16 protein-coding genes are annotated in these 16,688 nt (G+C 57.3%); 6 read left to right on the top strand and 10 right to left on the bottom strand.

Features of this window, described 5'->3' with window-relative positions; all coding sequences use genetic code 11:
- Positions 1-118 precede the first annotated feature (118 nt).
- Positions 119-850 carry a DNA repair protein RecO gene (gene recO / locus J7399_RS09830; RefSeq protein ID WP_209085691.1) on the top strand — a complete coding sequence of 244 codons (732 nt, stop codon included), beginning with the start codon at positions 119-121 and terminating at the stop codon, positions 848-850.
- Here recO and J7399_RS09835 read toward each other — a convergent pair.
- The 3 genes from J7399_RS09835 to J7399_RS09845 form a co-directional block, all read right to left on the bottom strand.
- On the bottom strand, positions 813-1,232 hold the full coding sequence (locus J7399_RS09835) for an META domain-containing protein (protein WP_247742821.1): 420 nt from the start codon (positions 1,230-1,232) through the stop codon (positions 813-815). The two genes, recO and J7399_RS09835, sit on opposite strands and share 38 nt — an antisense overlap.
- Complete coding sequence (locus J7399_RS09840) at positions 1,229-1,780, bottom strand: TetR/AcrR family transcriptional regulator (protein WP_209085693.1); 552 nt, start codon at positions 1,778-1,780, stop codon at positions 1,229-1,231. Before J7399_RS09840 ends, J7399_RS09835 begins: the two co-directional genes overlap by 4 nt.
- 281 nt (positions 1,781-2,061) lie before the next feature.
- Complete coding sequence (locus J7399_RS09845) at positions 2,062-3,750, bottom strand: acyl-CoA dehydrogenase family protein (RefSeq protein WP_209085696.1); 1,689 nt, start codon at positions 3,748-3,750, stop codon at positions 2,062-2,064.
- A gap of 141 nt (positions 3,751-3,891) precedes the next feature.
- Between J7399_RS09845 and J7399_RS09850 the strand changes: the two genes are divergently transcribed.
- The gene (locus J7399_RS09850; RefSeq protein ID WP_209085699.1) at positions 3,892-4,659 is read left to right on the top strand and encodes a sulfite exporter TauE/SafE family protein; all 768 of its coding nucleotides are present in this window, start codon (positions 3,892-3,894) and stop codon (positions 4,657-4,659) included.
- 11 nt (positions 4,660-4,670) lie between these two features.
- On the opposite strand, the gene J7399_RS09855 is transcribed toward J7399_RS09850, so the two are convergent.
- From J7399_RS09855 to J7399_RS09870, 4 genes are all read right to left on the bottom strand, one after another.
- A complete protein-coding gene (locus J7399_RS09855) occupies positions 4,671-5,177 on the bottom strand; it encodes a DUF2478 domain-containing protein (RefSeq protein ID WP_247742822.1) in 507 nt (168 codons plus the stop codon).
- A 54-nt stretch (positions 5,178-5,231) separates the two neighbouring features.
- Positions 5,232-5,663 carry a potassium channel family protein gene (locus tag J7399_RS09860; protein WP_209085702.1) on the bottom strand — a complete coding sequence of 144 codons (432 nt, stop codon included), beginning with the start codon at positions 5,661-5,663 and terminating at the stop codon, positions 5,232-5,234.
- A gap of 72 nt (positions 5,664-5,735) precedes the next feature.
- A complete protein-coding gene (locus J7399_RS09865; protein WP_209085704.1) occupies positions 5,736-6,113 on the bottom strand; it encodes a hypothetical protein in 378 nt (125 codons plus the stop codon).
- Between the two features lie 24 nt (positions 6,114-6,137).
- The gene (locus J7399_RS09870) at positions 6,138-6,908 is read right to left on the bottom strand and encodes a DUF6478 family protein (protein ID WP_209077079.1); all 771 of its coding nucleotides are present in this window, start codon (positions 6,906-6,908) and stop codon (positions 6,138-6,140) included.
- A 297-nt stretch (positions 6,909-7,205) separates the two neighbouring features.
- Here J7399_RS09870 and accD point away from each other — a divergent pair, with 297 nt between their 5' ends.
- From accD to J7399_RS09890, 4 genes are all read left to right on the top strand, one after another.
- Entirely contained in the window at positions 7,206-8,135 is a 930-nt protein-coding gene (accD, locus tag J7399_RS09875) for an acetyl-CoA carboxylase, carboxyltransferase subunit beta (RefSeq protein WP_209077081.1), read from the top strand.
- A gap of 92 nt (positions 8,136-8,227) precedes the next feature.
- Positions 8,228-9,508: a folylpolyglutamate synthase/dihydrofolate synthase family protein gene (locus J7399_RS09880; protein WP_209085705.1), complete on the top strand. Its 1,281-nt coding sequence runs from the start codon at positions 8,228-8,230 to the stop codon at positions 9,506-9,508.
- A 248-nt stretch (positions 9,509-9,756) separates the two neighbouring features.
- The gene (locus J7399_RS09885; RefSeq protein WP_209085706.1) at positions 9,757-10,377 is read left to right on the top strand and encodes a trimeric intracellular cation channel family protein; all 621 of its coding nucleotides are present in this window, start codon (positions 9,757-9,759) and stop codon (positions 10,375-10,377) included.
- 98 nt (positions 10,378-10,475) lie between these two features.
- Positions 10,476-12,482 (top strand): CocE/NonD family hydrolase, encoded by a 2,007-nt coding sequence (locus J7399_RS09890; protein WP_209085707.1) that lies wholly within the window; start codon positions 10,476-10,478, stop codon positions 12,480-12,482.
- Between the two features lie 68 nt (positions 12,483-12,550).
- Here the strand turns inward: J7399_RS09890 and J7399_RS09895 are convergent, their stop codons facing one another.
- The 3 genes from J7399_RS09895 to J7399_RS09905 form a co-directional block, all read right to left on the bottom strand.
- Positions 12,551-12,976: a universal stress protein gene (locus J7399_RS09895; protein WP_209085708.1), complete on the bottom strand. Its 426-nt coding sequence runs from the start codon at positions 12,974-12,976 to the stop codon at positions 12,551-12,553.
- A 12-nt stretch (positions 12,977-12,988) separates the two neighbouring features.
- Positions 12,989-15,622, bottom strand: a complete 2,634-nt coding sequence (locus tag J7399_RS09900) for a TRAP transporter permease (RefSeq protein ID WP_209085709.1) — start codon at positions 15,620-15,622, stop codon at positions 12,989-12,991.
- A gap of 81 nt (positions 15,623-15,703) precedes the next feature.
- Positions 15,704-16,666 carry a TAXI family TRAP transporter solute-binding subunit gene (locus tag J7399_RS09905; RefSeq protein WP_209077091.1) on the bottom strand — a complete coding sequence of 321 codons (963 nt, stop codon included), beginning with the start codon at positions 16,664-16,666 and terminating at the stop codon, positions 15,704-15,706.
- Positions 16,667-16,688 lie beyond the last annotated feature (22 nt).

Raw genomic sequence — 16,688 nt, forward strand, 5'->3', positions numbered from 1 at the left:
GGCTTCGCCCCGCTCACAGCAAAGCTGTGATCTCCCCAGAGTATTTTTGGCAGAATGAAGCTGGAATGGGCTTTCCTTTTGACCCTCTGCACGGTTTTCTGAGCCAAAGGATAGGGCGATGGACTGGCGCGATCAGGGCTTTGTGCTCAGCACAAGAAAACACGGGGAAACCTCGGTCATTCTGGAGGCCTTCACCGAGACACAGGGCCGCCATGCAGGCATCGTGCGCGGTGGCATCAGCCGCAAGATGACCCCCATCCTACAGCCCGGTGGGCAGGTTGATCTCACTTGGCGCGCGCGCCTGTCAGATCATATTGGCACCTACACCGTTGAGCCGCTGCGCTCCCGTGCTGCTGTGCTGAGCGACCGCTTTTCGCTGGCTGGGCTGAATGCGGTGACGGCGCTTTTGTCCTTCTGCCTGCCGGATCGCGAACCGCACCCGGCGCTCTATCATCAAAGCGTGCAGCTTCTGGATCTGTTGGGGCAGCACGAGCTCTGGCCGCTGGCCTATCTGCGCTGGGAAATGGCGCTGCTGACGGAACTGGGCTATGGTCTCGACCTCACCTCCTGTGCGGTCACAGGCAGCTCTGACGCGCTAATCTATGTTTCACCCAAATCAGGGCGCGCGGTCTCTGCCAAAGGTGCTGGAGAGTGGGCAGACAGGCTGCTGCCCTTGCCACCTGTCCTACGCGGGGAGGGCGGCGCGCCGGATGAAGAGGTGTTGGCCGCGCTGGCGACCACGGGCTACTTCCTGTCAGAAAAGCTCGCACCCGATCTGGGGCACAAACCGCTGCCGGATGCGCGCGCGCGCTTTATTGATCGGTTTGCGCGTCAGCTGTCTGCCCGCTGAACACCATCTCCCGCCCGGCATCATTGCTCAGCACCAGTGTCGGGCCAGAGACCTCCACAAGGCTCATCTCCTGCAGCGCGGTCAGATAGGCCTCTTCACGATCGATGTCCGGACAGTAGATCTGCTCCACCACATCCACCTTGATGTTGATCCACGGGTAGGGGGCGTCCTGCGTTGCCAGAAAGCTGTTGCAGGGCCCTTGGCCCATCACCCGGCCGTTTTCTTCCAGTGTGAGGCTGGCTTCATAATCAACAGCCGCGCCGTCGATCTCCTGCAGCTGCCAAGTGTAGTCGGCGCCACCATATTGTGTCACCGTCTCAGACGGTGCGCAGGCGGCCACGCCCAAACCCGCTGCCAAAACCCAAGCAATCCGCCGCATCATTCCGCCTCGTGCAATGCCAAAATCAAATCAACCAAAGTGCCCAGAGCCGGGCCGTTCTGCACACCATCATGCGCAGACAGGGTCTCCATGCCAAGGAAGGCGCCATAGAGCAAGCGGGTCAATTCCGGATTGGTGAGGCCAATTTCTGACAGCAGGGTCTTGATGTGAGCCATGCGCGCCTCATCAACCGCTGTGATCTGAGCGGCCACATCCGCATTGTCGCGCGCCCAGGCCCGCATCGCTGGTCCAAGCCGCGTGGTCTCGCTGTCTGTCTCTTGCTCAGCAATCTGCGCCAGATCACGCAGCTTCTGCACAGCCGTACCGGTGTCCTCCCGCTGGGCTGTTATCACCGCTTCGGCATCATCAGCCCAGGCCGCCAGCAATGCGGCGTGAAATCCCGGTACATCGTCAAAGTGCCAGTAGAAGGAGCCCTTGGTTGTGCCAAGCCGCCGCGCCAGTGGCTCGGCCTTCAAGGCGGCCGATCCGGCCTCGGTGAGCGCTTCAAATCCCGCCTGCAGCCAATCCTGCTGTGAAAGTCGCTTTGTCATGATGGAAGCGTAGGAGCGCAAATGCTGCACTGCAACAGGCGCAAAGGGAGTGTGACCAAATGTTGCGCCATTTCACGCAACAACGTGCGGTGTGTTTATTGCTGCACCTGCGAAAAGATCACCGAAATCGGCACCTCCGCGATACAGACGCAATACCGACGCGATACCGAACACGCGATTTTTGCGGATTTTGCGAATCAGCGACTTTGTTAACGGGCACAAAAAAAGCGCGGCTCCGAGGGAGAGCCGCGCCGGGTCTGCTGTCCAACTGAGAGCGGGTGTCAGCTCAGCAAACGTCTTGCAATTACTTGCGCCTGAATTTCAGCCGCACCTTCAAAGATGTTGAGAATACGCGCATCACACAGGATGCGGCTCACGGTGTATTCCAGCGCAAAGCCGTTACCGCCATGAATTTGCAGCGCATTATCCGCCGCCGCCCAGGCCACACGTGCGCCCAGCAGCTTCGCCATACCCGCTTCAAGGTCACAGCGGTGACCGTGGTCTTTTTCCCAGGCAGAGAAATAGGTCAGCTGGCGGGCAATCATGATCTCTACCGCCATCATCGCGAGCTTGCCTGCCACGCGGGGGAAGGCGATCAGCGATTTGCCAAACTGCTTGCGGTCGATCGCATATTGCATGCCCACGTCCAGCGCCGCCTGTGCCACACCCACTGCGCGGGCCGCAGTCTGAATACGTGCCGACTCGAAGGTTTCCATCAACTGTTTGAAACCTTTGCCTTCTTCCCCGCCCAGAAGGTTCTCGCCTTTGACTTTGAAGCCATCAAAGCCCAGCTCGTATTCCTTCATGCCGCGATAGCCCAGCACCTCGATTTCACCGCCGGTCATGCCTTCGGTCGGGAAGGGGTTCTCATCGGTGCCCGGGGTCTTTTCCGCCAGGAACATGGAGAGACCGCGGTGGTCGGCGCTGTCAGGATTTGTGCGTGCCAGCAGGGTCATCACATGGGTCCGCGCCGCATGGGTGATCCATGTTTTGTTGCCGGTCACTTCCCAGTTGCCGTCCTCGGTTTTCACCGCGCGGGTGCGCAGGGAGCCGAGGTCAGATCCGGTGTTCGGCTCTGTAAACACAGCGGTTGGCAGGATTTCTGCGCTCGCCAGTTTCGGCAGCCAGTTCTGCTTCTGCTCTTCGGTGCCGCCACACAGGATCAGCTCAGCGGCGATCTCAGAGCGGGTGCCCAGCGAGCCCACGCCGATATAGCCGCGAGACAGCTCTTCAGACACCACAACCATGGAAGCTTTGGAGAGGCCAAACCCGCCGTACTCTTCCGGGATGGTCAGGCCAAACACACCCATTTCCGCAAGCTCTTCAATGATTTCCATTGGAATGAGCTCGTCTTTGAGGTGCCACTCGTGGGCGTTTGGCTCAACGCGATCCACCGCAAAACGGCGGAATTGCTCGCGGATCATTTCCAGCTCTTCATCAAGACCGGAGGTGCCGACGGTGATGTTTGCCGCCTGCTCCTGCATCAGCTCTACAAGTCGCATGCGCGCCGCTTGGCTGTTGCCCTCGGTGCAGAGGACCATCACATCCGGCGCCATCAGGCCACGCATTTCGTCTTGCGTCAGGCCAAGGTCCTGCAGGCGAATGATCTCGCCCTGGCTCATCGGAATGCCGCCATACACCTGCCAGAGGTATTCGCCAAAAGCGATCTGGTGAATGATCTGTTCGATCTCGCCAAACTTGCCGTCTGCATTGAGCTTCTCTGCCCAAGCCTGCATCTGTTTGAGCGATTGCGCGTAAGTTGCGAGCCAGCTCAGGCCATGTGCTGCCGTCTGATTTTCCTCAATCAGCTTGCCGGAAACACGGCCATCTTCGGAGACAGTTTCCTTCACGCGCGCAATAGCGGTTTCCAAAATGGCTTCAACCGGGGCCACAGCCGCGCCGGTCAATTTCAGAAGATCGGGAAGAATCACCGGAGTCGCCATCGTCAAATCCTGTCCATCATGGGCCATGTTGCAGTATCCTCTGTTTCTGCAGAGTGCATATTTGTTTTGCAGGTGCAGCGCAACAAAAATGCCAGAAGACGTTGCGTTTTGATTGTTTATTTCGCGTCAAATCTTTGCCCGACAGGATGTCAGGCACTATAGGAAGATATGGATTTCGACATTCTAACCCTACCGCCCGTTGCCTGGCTACTTTGCGCGGGAATCGCTGTTTTGGCGGGCGTTATCAAAGGGATGGTCGGGTTTGCCATGCCTATGGTCCTGATCTCTGGGCTAAGCTCGTTTCTGGCCCCGGAGCTGGCTTTGGCCGGTTTGATCCTGCCCACATTGGCCACAAACGGCATGCAGGCGTTGCGTCAGGGGCGTGCGGCAGCTTGGCAGTCCGTTAAGCGTTTCCGGCGATTTTTGATCGCGGGTGGTGCTGTCATGGTGATCAGCGCGCAGTTTGTCCGCATTCTTCCAGGGAACGTTTTGCTGTTGGTGATCGGTGTGCCGGTGTTTTTGTTTTCTCTGCTGCAACTGATGGGGCGTTCCATCACCATCGCAAAGCCATCGGCACGCGGTGAGATGGCTGTCGGTGGCGTTGCGGGGGCAATTGGCGGCATCTCTGGTGTTTGGGGGCCGCCCACGGTGGCCTACTTGACGGCACTGGGCACCGAGAAATCCGAGCAGATGCGCATTCAGGGTGTGATTTACGGGCTCGGTTCGGTTGTGCTGCTCTTTGCCCATATCGGCTCAGGTGTGCTGACCAGCAAAACCGCCCCCCTGTCGCTCGCACTGGTTTTGCCCGCCATTTTGGGCATGTGGTTTGGAGGGCGTATCTCTGATCGCATCGACCAACGCCGTTTTCGACAGGCCACACTTTTTGTTTTGCTGATCGCCTCGCTCAACCTGATGCGGCGCGCATTGCTCGGTTGAGTGCAGGCGGCTTAAGCGTTCACCTGATCATACCAAGCAAGAAGATCGTCGATGTTGGGCGCCACTTGCGTGGCCATGCCCCCGGCAAACTCTTCAAACACTCCGGCATTCAGCGGGTTGGTGCCCGCGATCACCGTCGCGCCATTCTCCAACGCTTCTGCCAGCAGATCCCGGAATCCTTTTCCTTCGGCTTCCTGCTTGCCAAATTTGTTCAGGAGGAACACGTCGTAGGGCTCTTCCATGGATTGCGACACAGCGGTGATTGCCGTGGCCATGGCGTCCGGATCAAGACGGCAGCCTTTGGCTTCTTTGCCAAGGTCTTGTGAGATACGAATGATCGGTCCGCTCGGCAGTACCTGAACGTCCATGTCACAACGCTGATCGGTCTCACAGCCCGTGTTGGTCTGCACAATACCACGTGCGGTCAACCCGCGATCATTCAGCCGATCTGCCAGCTCCGCCAGCAGCAAATCCAGTTTCCCGCGCCCATGCGCCATCGTGTATGCAATTTTCATCATGGTCTAATTTTAGGTTTCAGAAGCCGGATTACAACTGAGGCATATTGCCTTTGCTCAGTCGAGCGAGCGCGGCAACAGCCGGCTGATCAGGGAAACGAGAAACGCGGTGGAAATGCCAAAGCACAGAATGCCCGTCACGCCGCCAAAGGCTCCAAAGACGCGAAACTGAATAGGCAGCACAACATCGCCATAGCCGACGGTGGTATAGGTCACGAGCGAGAAATAGAGCGCATCATAAAGGTAATCAAACGCGCCCATATAGATTAGCACATAGGCCCAGAGCCAAACCTGAATGGTGTGAGACCCGACAATCATGGCGAAGGCCGCGCCGGTCACCACCGCTGTCCTGAGGAACCTTGATCTCTGCGTCACCCATTTTCCAATTTTCTCAAGCGCTTCGATCATCAGAGACAAAAAGCCGACATGAATGATCGCGCAGGCGCTGAGCACCACGGTGCCCCACAACAGCTGTTGCGGCTGACTCATTGGAAACAGATCGGCGATGAGAGGATCCTATCGTTGATTGGAAATCAAAGTATCACGTTTCAAAGCGCGCGCTTACATCGTTTCGACGCAGTGACGCCGGAAGGCCCGTTTGAGCATGTCGAGCTCCGCCCGCAGCAAATCGATTTCAGCGCGCAGATCATCAGCAAGCGCTTCGCCGGCAACAAAGCTCAGGGTCTCAAGGCGATCTCCGCTCAGCTGATCTGTGATCAGCAGGGTTTGCACGCCATCTGACAGGCTTTCCTTAGGCAGCGGAAAGCGGAGCCGCCAGCTGTCTTGAGTGTCGGTGGCGTCAATCTGCACCCCGTTGACCGGATCGCCAAGGTAGGTGACGTCAACCTTTGGAACCGGTCCCTGACCGCTCTCATATTTCAGGACACCTTCCCAAACACCTTCGAAAAGGCGGGTCTTGGTCAGCGTTAACTCACTCATATCTCGATCCTTTTCACAGCAGGCTTAGAATTCAGCGCGGGGGCGGCGGGCAAATGTCACATCTCTGAGGACCACCTGGTTCATCTCAGGGCCTTCGAAAATCAGGTCGATCCACATCTTTTCCACCCGCTTTTCGTTCAGGTTGGAGTAGGCAAGATCAAACTCAACCCGAATGTCCTCGTCATGCAGCGGCAGCTCCCGCACAATTTGCTCGGTGTTTGGTCCGTGCCGGATGTTGAGACGGGCAAAGATCTCAAGCGGCTTTTCCATTTCCACAATGGTATCGAGCCGTAGAACATGCTCCCGGCGCAGACCGGCCACTGACTCCGGAGGCAGGTCAATCACCAGAGAGAGAAACGAGCCGTCAAAGCGGAACACATCCATGCGCAGGCCAAACGGTGCCAGATCCTTTTCGCGATGATTGCGCAATTGGCGAAGCGTCAGTTCCGAGATGCGGCAGTCATGAAACAGCGTGACCTCGTCACCGAGTTTTTCTTTGTTCTGAACCCCAGCCAGACCCTTGGTGGGGTTGGGTTCCCGCCACAGGGCGGGACGCCAGGACCAATCGGTCCCGTGGGGTTTGGGAAAGGCATTGGAGCCGATGATGGGCAAAGCCAGCCGGCTCTCGGAAATCGCAATCACCATGTCGAGATGATGGCGTAAAGTCCGCGCGCGCCGCCGCTGACGGCGCAGACGGGTCAAGTCTTCATGTGCTGCTTTGCTTGCCACACGCGCCCAATAGCGTGCCAGGCCAGCTTGAAAAAACTGCTGAAGAACGCGCTTGCTACGTGCCATATCGATTAGTGAGTCCCGCTCAATTGTTTCTGACTGCGAAACGATGCGCAGCTCGATTTTCTATTATCTACCCAATTGATTGAGATGAGACAAACGCCCATTCAACAATTGGGGCGCACAAATTCACATTTGCCGACAAAGTGTTGCCCCGCCGCCAGCGCGCCCTGGGAGCAGGAAACGCCAATCACAGCAGGCTGGTTTCGACCGTTCCCGCAGGAGAGAGCACGCCATAGATTGCAATTCCTGACGTGGCGTCTTATTTCGGTGCCTGATTGGAAGCCAGAGGACCCTGATCACATGAACTGGATCACAAACTATGTCCGCCCGCGGATCAACTCGATCTTTTCGCGCCGTGAGGTGCCGGACAACCTTTGGACCAAGTGCGACGAATGCGGCACAATGCTGTTTCACCGCGAGCTTAAGGGCAATCAGAACGTTTGCACCCAATGCGGCCACCACATGGCGATCACAGCCCGTGACCGTTTTGAGGCGCTGTTTGACGGTGGTGTCTTTGTTGAAGTCGAGGTGCCTGAACCGCTGGCCGATCCTCTGCAGTTCCGCGATCAGAAGAAATATCCGGAACGCATGAAGGCCGCGCAGAAGAAGACCGGCGAGAAAGAAGCGATGCTGGTGGCAGAAGGCGAAATCGGGCGCACACCGATTGTTGCCGCGTGTCAGGACTTCTCTTTCATGGGCGGCTCCATGGGCATGTATGTGGGTAATGCGATCATCGCTGCCGCTGAACGTGCGGTTGCCATGAAACGCCCGCTGGTGCTGTTCTCAGCCGCCGGTGGCGCGCGGATGCAGGAAGGTATCCTTTCGCTGATGCAGATGCCGCGCACGACGGTTGCTGTGCAGATGCTAAAAGAAGCCGGTCTGCCTTACATCGTGGTTTTGACCCACCCGACCACAGGCGGTGTGACAGCGTCTTACGCGATGCTGGGCGATGTGCAGATCTCTGAGCCAAACGCCTTGATTTGTTTTGCGGGGCCACGGGTCATTCAGCAAACCATCGGTGAACAGCTACCCGAGGGCTTCCAGCGCGCGGAGTACCTGCTGGATCACGGTATGCTCGATCGCGTCACTAAACGCACCGAAATGAAGGACGAGCTGGTGACGATCATCCGCATGCTGATGGACATGCCTCCGGCCGTCAAAGGAGACCTGCCGGCGCCAACCCAGGAAGAGTTGGGCGAGGCCGAAGAGGACACTGCGCAGGACGCGTAAGTTTTCAGAATTTTATTGAGCTGCGGGCTTTCGGTTTGTTTGACCGGAAGCCCGCTTTCATTTAGGGCGGGCTCACTGTTTCGGAGGCGCAAATGACCCACACTTCAGACACATCAGATGCCATCCTCGCCCGGATGCTGGCGCTGCATCCCAAGATCATTGATCTGACGTTGGATCGCATGTGGCGATTGCTCAATGCGCTTGAAAATCCGGAGAAGAAGATGCCTCCGGTTATCCATCTGGCGGGCACCAACGGCAAAGGTAGCACACAGGCGATGATCCGCGCTGGGCTGGAAGGTGCAGGCAAAACGGTCCACGCCTATACAAGCCCCCATCTCGCCCGGTTTCACGAGCGTATTCGGCTCGCAGGGGAGCTGATTGACGAGGCGCATCTGACACAGGTGCTGGATGAGTGTTGGGAGGCCAACGAGCGCCAGAATATCACTTATTTTGAGATCACCACTTGCGCGGCTCTGCTCGCGTTTTCGCGCGTGCAGGCAGATTACACCTTGCTTGAGGTCGGTCTTGGAGGCCGTCTGGATGCGACCAATGTGATTGACGATCCCAAGCTGTGCGTGATCACGCCAATTTCTATCGACCATGAACAATTCCTCGGGAACACGCTTGCCAAGATCGCTTCGGAAAAGGCTGGGATCATCAAGCGCGGGATCCCTGTTGTGGTGGGCCCTCAGCCGGAAGAGGCGATGGAGGTGATTGAAGAAACCGCTGCTCGTCTGGGCGCTCCGGTGATCGCCTATGGGCAGCATTGGCATGTTTATGAGGAACACGGCCGCCTGATTTATCAGGATGAAACTGGCCTGCTGGACCTGCCGCTCCCTGCCTTGCCCGGTGCGCATCAGATCCAAAACGCCGGTGCCGCCTTGGCGGCGTTGCGCCACCTCGGTTGCGATGCAGAAGCCTGCGAAGCGGCCATGCGAGACGTTTTCTGGCCTGCGCGTATGCAACGCTTGCGCGAGGGGCCATTGGTGGAGGCGGCTGCCTCCGCTGAGCTTTGGCTCGACGGCGGGCACAATGCAGCGGCAGGGCAGGCTTTGGCCGCCCATATCGCAGGGCTGCCCAAGCGCGAGACACATCTCATCTGTGGCATGCTGAACACCAAAGACGTCTCAGGGTATCTGTCCCCCTTGGCTGAGGTGTCCGACAGCTTGCACGCGGTTTCCATTCCCGGGGAAGCCAACACGCTTCTGGCAGAAGAAACCGCCGAGCATGCGAATGCGGCCGGGCTGACGGCGCATGTCGCAGAAAGTGTTGCCAAGGCGATAGCGACCATTTCGGCGCAATCCCCGGAAGCGCGCATCCTGATTTGTGGGTCACTCTATCTGGCAGGCGCGGTGCTGCGCGAAAACGGCTAATGTTATGCATCTGCCAAGCTCTGGTTGGCAGATTTGCGATTTGAGATCCCAGACAGTTGACGGGAGCGAATCACCGCTCCTATAGTGAAAGCAACTCCTCGCGCCGTAGAAAACAAGGCAGATGGCGTTTGGGATCAGGGACCGGCAGGTGAAAAATGGGGGGCGTTCGGCCCCCTTAATAATGTGTGGGGCGATACATAGTTCTGCATCGATCTACGCAATTTGGGCCCAAGTGAAAGTCGCTACCTATGATCGACCCGCTCACCCAGTTTGTCACCTTCACAACAATCATCGCGACCGCCGTTATGGCGGCCTCTGCTTCTATCCAAGGGGTGCGACATACGCTGGATCTCTTTGGTGCCACTTTGATCGGTGTCGCCACTGCAGTGGGTGGGGGCACGCTTCGGGATCTGCTGCTTGGCCGCACGCCGGTGTTCTGGATTGAGGATCTGAGTTATCTCGCCACAGCGGTGCCCGTGGCCGTTGCCATGTATTTTGTCGCCACGCGCCTTCCGTCAGGCAATGGCAGACGTTTGCGCCTTTTGATGCAACTTGATGCCATAGGGTTGGCGTTGTTCACTCTTGTTGGTGTGCGTGTCGCGCTTGATATGAGCACCCATCCCGCCATTGCGGTGGTGATCGGCTGTATCACTGGCATCGTGGGCGGAATTATCCGCGATGTTCTTTGCAATGTGACCCCATCGGTTCTGAAAGAAGATCTCTATGCGACGGTTTCGCTGATTGGTGGCGGCATCTATGTGCTGTCTGCGCCCATCATTGGCGAAACGCTCTCCTTCGCTCTATGTTTCGGGTTGATGTTGATTGCGCGTCTCATCCTCATCAAACAGCTGATCGCCGCAGAAGAGTGAACTGTACACAGGTTGGACCTATCTCGCTTTTTCTTGCGGGGACGCAAATGTTTGTACAGATTGACAAAAAGCTGTGACCGCAAGCACTGGAGTTTGAGATGCAAACGGTGGAAGATTTTCCCTATCAAGTGAATGAGCATCCGCATGTTCAGATTCCAATGCCAGATGGCACCCTGTTGTCCGCCCGGATTTGGCGACCTGAGACCGATGAACCGCTGCCCGCAATCCTAGAATTCCTGCCTTACCGCAAACGGGATGGCACTGCTGAACGGGACGCGCTGACCCATCCCTATATGGCTGGACACGGCTATGTCTGCGTCCGCGTGGACATGCGCGGCTGCGGCGACAGCGAAGGTCTGTTTGATGATGAATACTCGCCGCAAGAGCTCGCCGATGGCGTCTCGGTGGTCGAATGGCTGGCGGCGCAGGAGTGGTGCTCTGGCAGCGTTGGTATGGTGGGTATCAGCTGGGGCGGTTTCAACGGACTTCAGATTGCGGCTTTGGCGCCCGAAGCGCTTAAGGCTGTGGTGAGCATATGCTCAACCACTGACCGCTTTGCCGATGACATCCACTACAAAGGCGGTGTCATGCTTGGCGAAAATACCGGCTGGGCGGCAACCGTCCTGGGGTGGTTTGCCTTGCCTCCTGATCCAGAAATCGTTGGCGAGAGCTGGCGGGAAGTCTGGCTTGAACGGCTGCAAAACACGCCGTTCCTCGCAGAGAAATGGGTGCAAGAACAAGCGCGCAATGACTATTGGAAACATGGGTCTGTCTGTGAGGACTATAGTGGGATCAAGGCCGCAGTTTTGAGCGTGGGCGGCTGGCACGATGGGTATCGCAACACCATCGCGCATCTCGTTGAAAACCTCGACGCACCTGTGAAAGGCCTCATTGGGCCTTGGATCCATAAATACCCTCATTTTGCCGCGCCGGGACCACAGATCGACTTTCTGGGGGAAATGCTGCGGTGGTGGGATCGCTGGCTTAAGGGCATCGACAACGGTGTAGAAGCGCTGCCAGACATGCGCCGTTGGCTGATGGACAGCGTGCCACCGGCGACCATCTATGATGACCGCCCAGGGCGGTGGATCGCGGATTCCGCAGAAGACATCAACGGAGCGGTTGAGAGTTTTTTCCTGACTGGGAAGAGCCTTTCAGAGACCGAAGGCCCAGCGGAGCGTATCGTTGCGCCCGCTCTTTTCTGCGGACAGGCCACAGGCGAGTATTTCCCGATTTCGCTGGCACCTGCCGGGACAGCGCCGGGGGAATTGCCCGCTGATCAGCGCGAAGACGATGCTTTGTCCTGCTGCTTTGAGACAGAGGTTATGACCGCTTGCCGCGCTATTGTTGGCGCCCCCTCGGTGCGTTTGAAGCTCTCGGCGGACAAGCCAAAGGCGCAGCTGATCGCGCGTTTGTGCGATGTGCACCCGGATGGGCAAAGCACCTTGATCACGCATGGCGTGCTGAACCTTCGGCATCATGATCGACACGAGACTTTTGTCGATCTGCCGGTCAATCAACCCGTTGATGTGACCCTGACATTGGACCACTGCGCCTATCAGCTGCCTGCCGGGCATCAGCTGCGGTTGGCCTTGTCTTCGAGCTATTGGCCTTATGTCTGGCCTGAGGCAGAAACGGCGGTGCTGACGCTGCAAAGCGGCATTCTCTCATTGCCGGTGCGCGAAGAACCTGCGGAGGAAACATCCGTTTCCTTTGATCCGCCAAAGGCGGCGAAGCCGAGGCGCACACGTCAGGTTTCTGCGCCTGAGAACAAGAAGACAGTCACCAAGGATGTGGGGTCTCAACAGCTCACTCTGGAGATTGTGGGCGACACGGGTCTTACAGAGGATCTGGACACCGGCCTCATTTCCGGAGCCCGTGTGGAAGAGCGGTTCTCGATTGTCGAACGTGATCCGAATTCCGCTGAAAACCACTTCACATGGCGGCGCACCATGGCGCGCGGTGAGTGGAAGGTTGAGATCTATGCCGATGTTTCGATGCGGACCGATGGGCAGAACTTCCTGATCACGGCTGATCTGAAAACATCCGAGAATGGCGCAGAGGTGTTTGCCAAACACTGGGAAAGCACTGTGCCACGTCTCTGATCTCAGCACGTGGGCAAAAACAAAAGGCCCGCCGCACTGCGCGACGGGCCTTTTTTGAAAGTGCCGGATCAGCGGATCACAAACACCGATTGTTTGGCGTGCCGCGCGATGCGTGCGGCATTGGGGCCAATCAGATAGTCCTTCAGCTGGGATTTGTGGGCGCCAACGATGATCGCATCGGCCTCTACGCTTTTGGCTTCCTTTAGAACGAGATCATAGATTGTACCCTGATCCACATGCAGGCGCAGGTTCTCCACACCTGCCAGCGCGCTTTTGGCCCAATCCTCCAATGCAGCTTTGGCTTCTTTCAGGATCAGCTTGTTGTGATCCTGGCTGAAGAACGAGCCGACGATCGACATGCCGTAGTCGGGCACGACGTTCATGACGTGCAGTTCAGCCCCATCGGCCATTGCCATCACGCGCGCGGCCTCGGCGGGGCGCTCAGAGCCTTTCAGATCGTTGACGTCCACGGTTAGCAAGATTGTCTTGAACATGACTTTCTCTCCTTAGAACGCCGGTTGTGTGGCGCGTGGCCGCTGGATCATCATCAAGCCTGCAAGCAGAAGTAGCGCCGGAATGAAGAACAGTTCTTTTGGCATCCGCTCGTTTTCAACTTGCACCTGCGAGATCACCACAGGCTGATCGCCGTAGTAATCATACTCTGTGCCCAACTGGCCAAAGTAGGGCGTGCCGGGGAAAGGCTCTTCGAGCAGCAGCTTACCATCTTCCTCCAACACGCTCAGGCCGCCGTCTGACATCGCCGTCAACGCATCGCCGCCTGGGTAGATCATCGTGACGGTGGTGGCGCGGTTATCGCCGGTGTCAAAGTCCGGTCCTTCGACCTTAAAGCGCACCAGCGCGCCTTCAGGCTGTTCGCCGACCAGCTGCACCGCTTCCGGTCCAACCATGGTCTGATACTTCTCTGACACTTGGTCGAGGAAGAAATCTGGCCGGAAGAGCATGAAAGCGATGAAGAGCAGCGCCGCGCTTTCCCATTTTCGGGATTTGGCGATGAAATAGCCTTGGGTTGCGGCCGCGAATATCAGCATCGCGATGAGCGAGATAAAGAACACCAGAACGGCTTTTCCAAAGCTCACGTCAATCAGCAGAAGATCGGTGTTGAAGATGAACATGAAGGGCAAGAGAGCCGTCCGGATGTCATAGGCAAAGCCCTGCACACCGGTCTTGATCGGATCGCCCCGAGAGATTGCAGCCGCCGCATAGGCTGCAAGGCCCACAGGCGGTGTGTCGTCCGCAAGAATGCCGAAGTAGAACACAAACATATGGACCGCGATCAGCGGCACAACCAAGCCGGCTTGTGCTCCAACGCCCACTATAACAGGTGCCATCAGAGAACTGACCACAATGTAGTTGGCAGTGGTTGGCAGGCCCATGCCAAGGATCAGGCTCAGCACCGCCACAAGGAGCAGCAGGATGATCAGGTTACCACCAGAGATGACTTCAATCACCTGACCAATCACTTGGTGTGCGCCGGTGAGGCTGATGGTGCCAACGATGATGCCTGCAGCGCCGGTCGCCACGCCAATCCCGATCATGTTCCGTGCGCCCATGATCAGGCCTTGAACAAAATCGTTCCAGCCTTGGCTGAAAGCGGCGTTCACGGCCGTTTCGCCGCGGAAGAACGCTTTGATTGGGCGATGTGTCACCGCCACGATGATCATAAAGATCGTCGCCCAGAAGGCCGAGAGCGCCGGAGACAAGCGATCCAGGTTCTCGGTTTTCACCATCAGGTTCCAAACCAGAATGAAAATTGGCAGCGCGTAGTAAGCCCCACCCAAAAGTGTTGGTGTCAGGCGAGGGGCCGCCAATGGGGCGTTTGGATCATCCATTGCGATGTCTGGATATTTTGACGCCACATAGAGCAAACCAAGATACATCACGGCAACCAGTGCGACCGCGATATAGATGCTGTCGCCCACCATTGGCTCCAAGACATTGCGGATCCCGATCATTGCGAAAGTGATCGCGCCAAGGCCGATGAAGCCGGTCAGGAACAACACGAGGATCATGATCGGTCCGATGTGACGACCGGCCTTCTTCAGACCCTGCATCTGCATTTTCAGCGCTTCGAGATGCACGATGTAGAGCAGCGCGATGTATGAGATCACCGCAGGCAAGAAGGCGTGTTTGACCACGTCGATGTAGGGGATGTTCACATATTCAACCATCAGGAAGGCTGCGGCCCCCATGACAGGCGGGGTCAGCTGACCATTGGTCGAAGAGGCCACTTCAACCGCGCCGGCTTTCTCAGCAGGGAAGCCAATACGCTTCATGAGTGGGATGGTGAATGTGCCGGTGGTGACGGTGTTCGCAATCGAGCTGCCGGAGATCATGCCGGTCATCATGGAGCTGAGAACCGAGGCTTTGGCCGGGCCGCCGCGCAGCGCGCCAAGGAGGGCAATGGCCACCTTGATGAACCAATTGCCGCCCCCTGCGCGATCCAGCAATGCGCCAAAAAGCACAAAGAGGAAGATCATTGTGGTGGAGACACCCAATGCGACACCAAAGACACCTTCGGTCTGCATCCAGTAGTGGCCAAGCGCCTTGGACAGCGAGGCGCCCCCATAGTTGGTGATCTCGCGCACCCATTCGGAGTTGCCGCCAAAGAAGGCAAAGAGCACAAAGGCCCCAGCTATGATCACAAGTGGCAGGCCAAGCGAGCGATACACGCAGATCATCAAAACGATCATGCCAAGAGCGGACATGGTGATGTCTGTGCTGGTCCAAAGGCCGGGACGATCCGCGATCTGGTAGCGGAAGAAGACGAGGTAAAGACAGGCGCTTACGCCGATGATCAGGAGCAGCCAGTCATAAAGCGGGATGCGGTCACGTGGCGATGTTCTAAACATCGGAAAGGCCAGAATGGCCAGTGACATCGCAAAAGCGAGGTGGATATAGCGCGCTTGGCTGACCACATTCGCAAAATCAGAAAGCCCGGTGAGTTGGGCGAGCGTGCCGGGGAGTTTGGACGCGATATAGAGCTGAAACAACGACCAGATGATACAGATCGCGATGATGAGTTTTCCTTGAAAACCCGTGGCATTGCGCGCGCCGGTGTCGACTTCTGCGACCATAGCATCGGCGGAAGCCGCGCCATCTTTATTGGGGTCCTGAACCATTTTTGTCCTCGTCTAGCCCTTGGCCAAATGCGCCCTCATTTCTGGGGCGCATTTGTAGTTTTTTAGAGATTTGAACCCGAGTTATTTCAGGCCGAGTTCTTTGTATGCTTTTTCCGCACCTGGGTGGATTGGTGCGCTCAGGCCGTCGCTAACCATTTCTTTGGGGTCAAGGTTGGCAAACGCCGGGTGCAGCTTGCGGAAGTCTTCGATGTTTTCCATCACAGACTTCGCCACCACATAGACAACATCGTCAGAGATGTTTGCGGAGGTCACGAAGGTTGCGCCCACGCCAAAGGTTGTGGTGTCGCCATCGGTGCCTTTGTACATGCCACCTGGGATGGTTGCGACGCGGTAGAACGGGTTATCGGCAACCAGTTTGTCGATTTCCGGGCCGGTCACGTTCACGAGGTTCGCATCACAAGTGGTCGTGGCTTCTTTGATGGCCGCGGCAGGGTGACCGATGGTGTAGATCATCGCGTCGATGTTGCCGTCACACAGCTGCTTTGCCATCTCAGAACCTTTGTATTCGGTTGCGAGAGCAAAGTCGTCCATGGTGAAGCCATAGGCTTCCATCACAACTTCCATGGTGGCGCGCTGGCCGGAACCTGGGTTGCCCACGTTTACGCGCTTGCCTTTAAGATCCGCAAAGCTGTTCACGCCCGCATCAGAGCGTGCAATCACGCTGAACGGCTCTGGGTGTACAGAGAACACCGCGCGCACATCAGGGAATGGGTTGTCTGCGAACTTGGAAGTGCCGTTATAGGCGTGGTGCTGCCAGTCAGATTGCGCAACACCGAACTCAAGCTCACCGGCCTTGATGGTGTTGATATTGTAAACAGAACCACCGGTGGATTCCACGGCACAGCGGATGCCGTGCTCTTTGCGGCCCTTGTTCACCAGACGGCAGATCGCGCCGCCAGTTGGGTAATAGACGCCGGTCACGCCGCCTGTGCCGATGGAGATAAACTCCTGTGCGGATGCACCCGCGGAGATGCCCATGGAGGCAATAATGGCGGCGCCCGCCAGTTTAAGTTTCGAAATCATCTTAGGCTCCCTAGTTGATGAT

It is taken from the genome of Shimia sp. R9_1, assembly GCF_017743775.1.
Classification (GTDB): domain Bacteria; phylum Pseudomonadota; class Alphaproteobacteria; order Rhodobacterales; family Rhodobacteraceae; genus Shimia.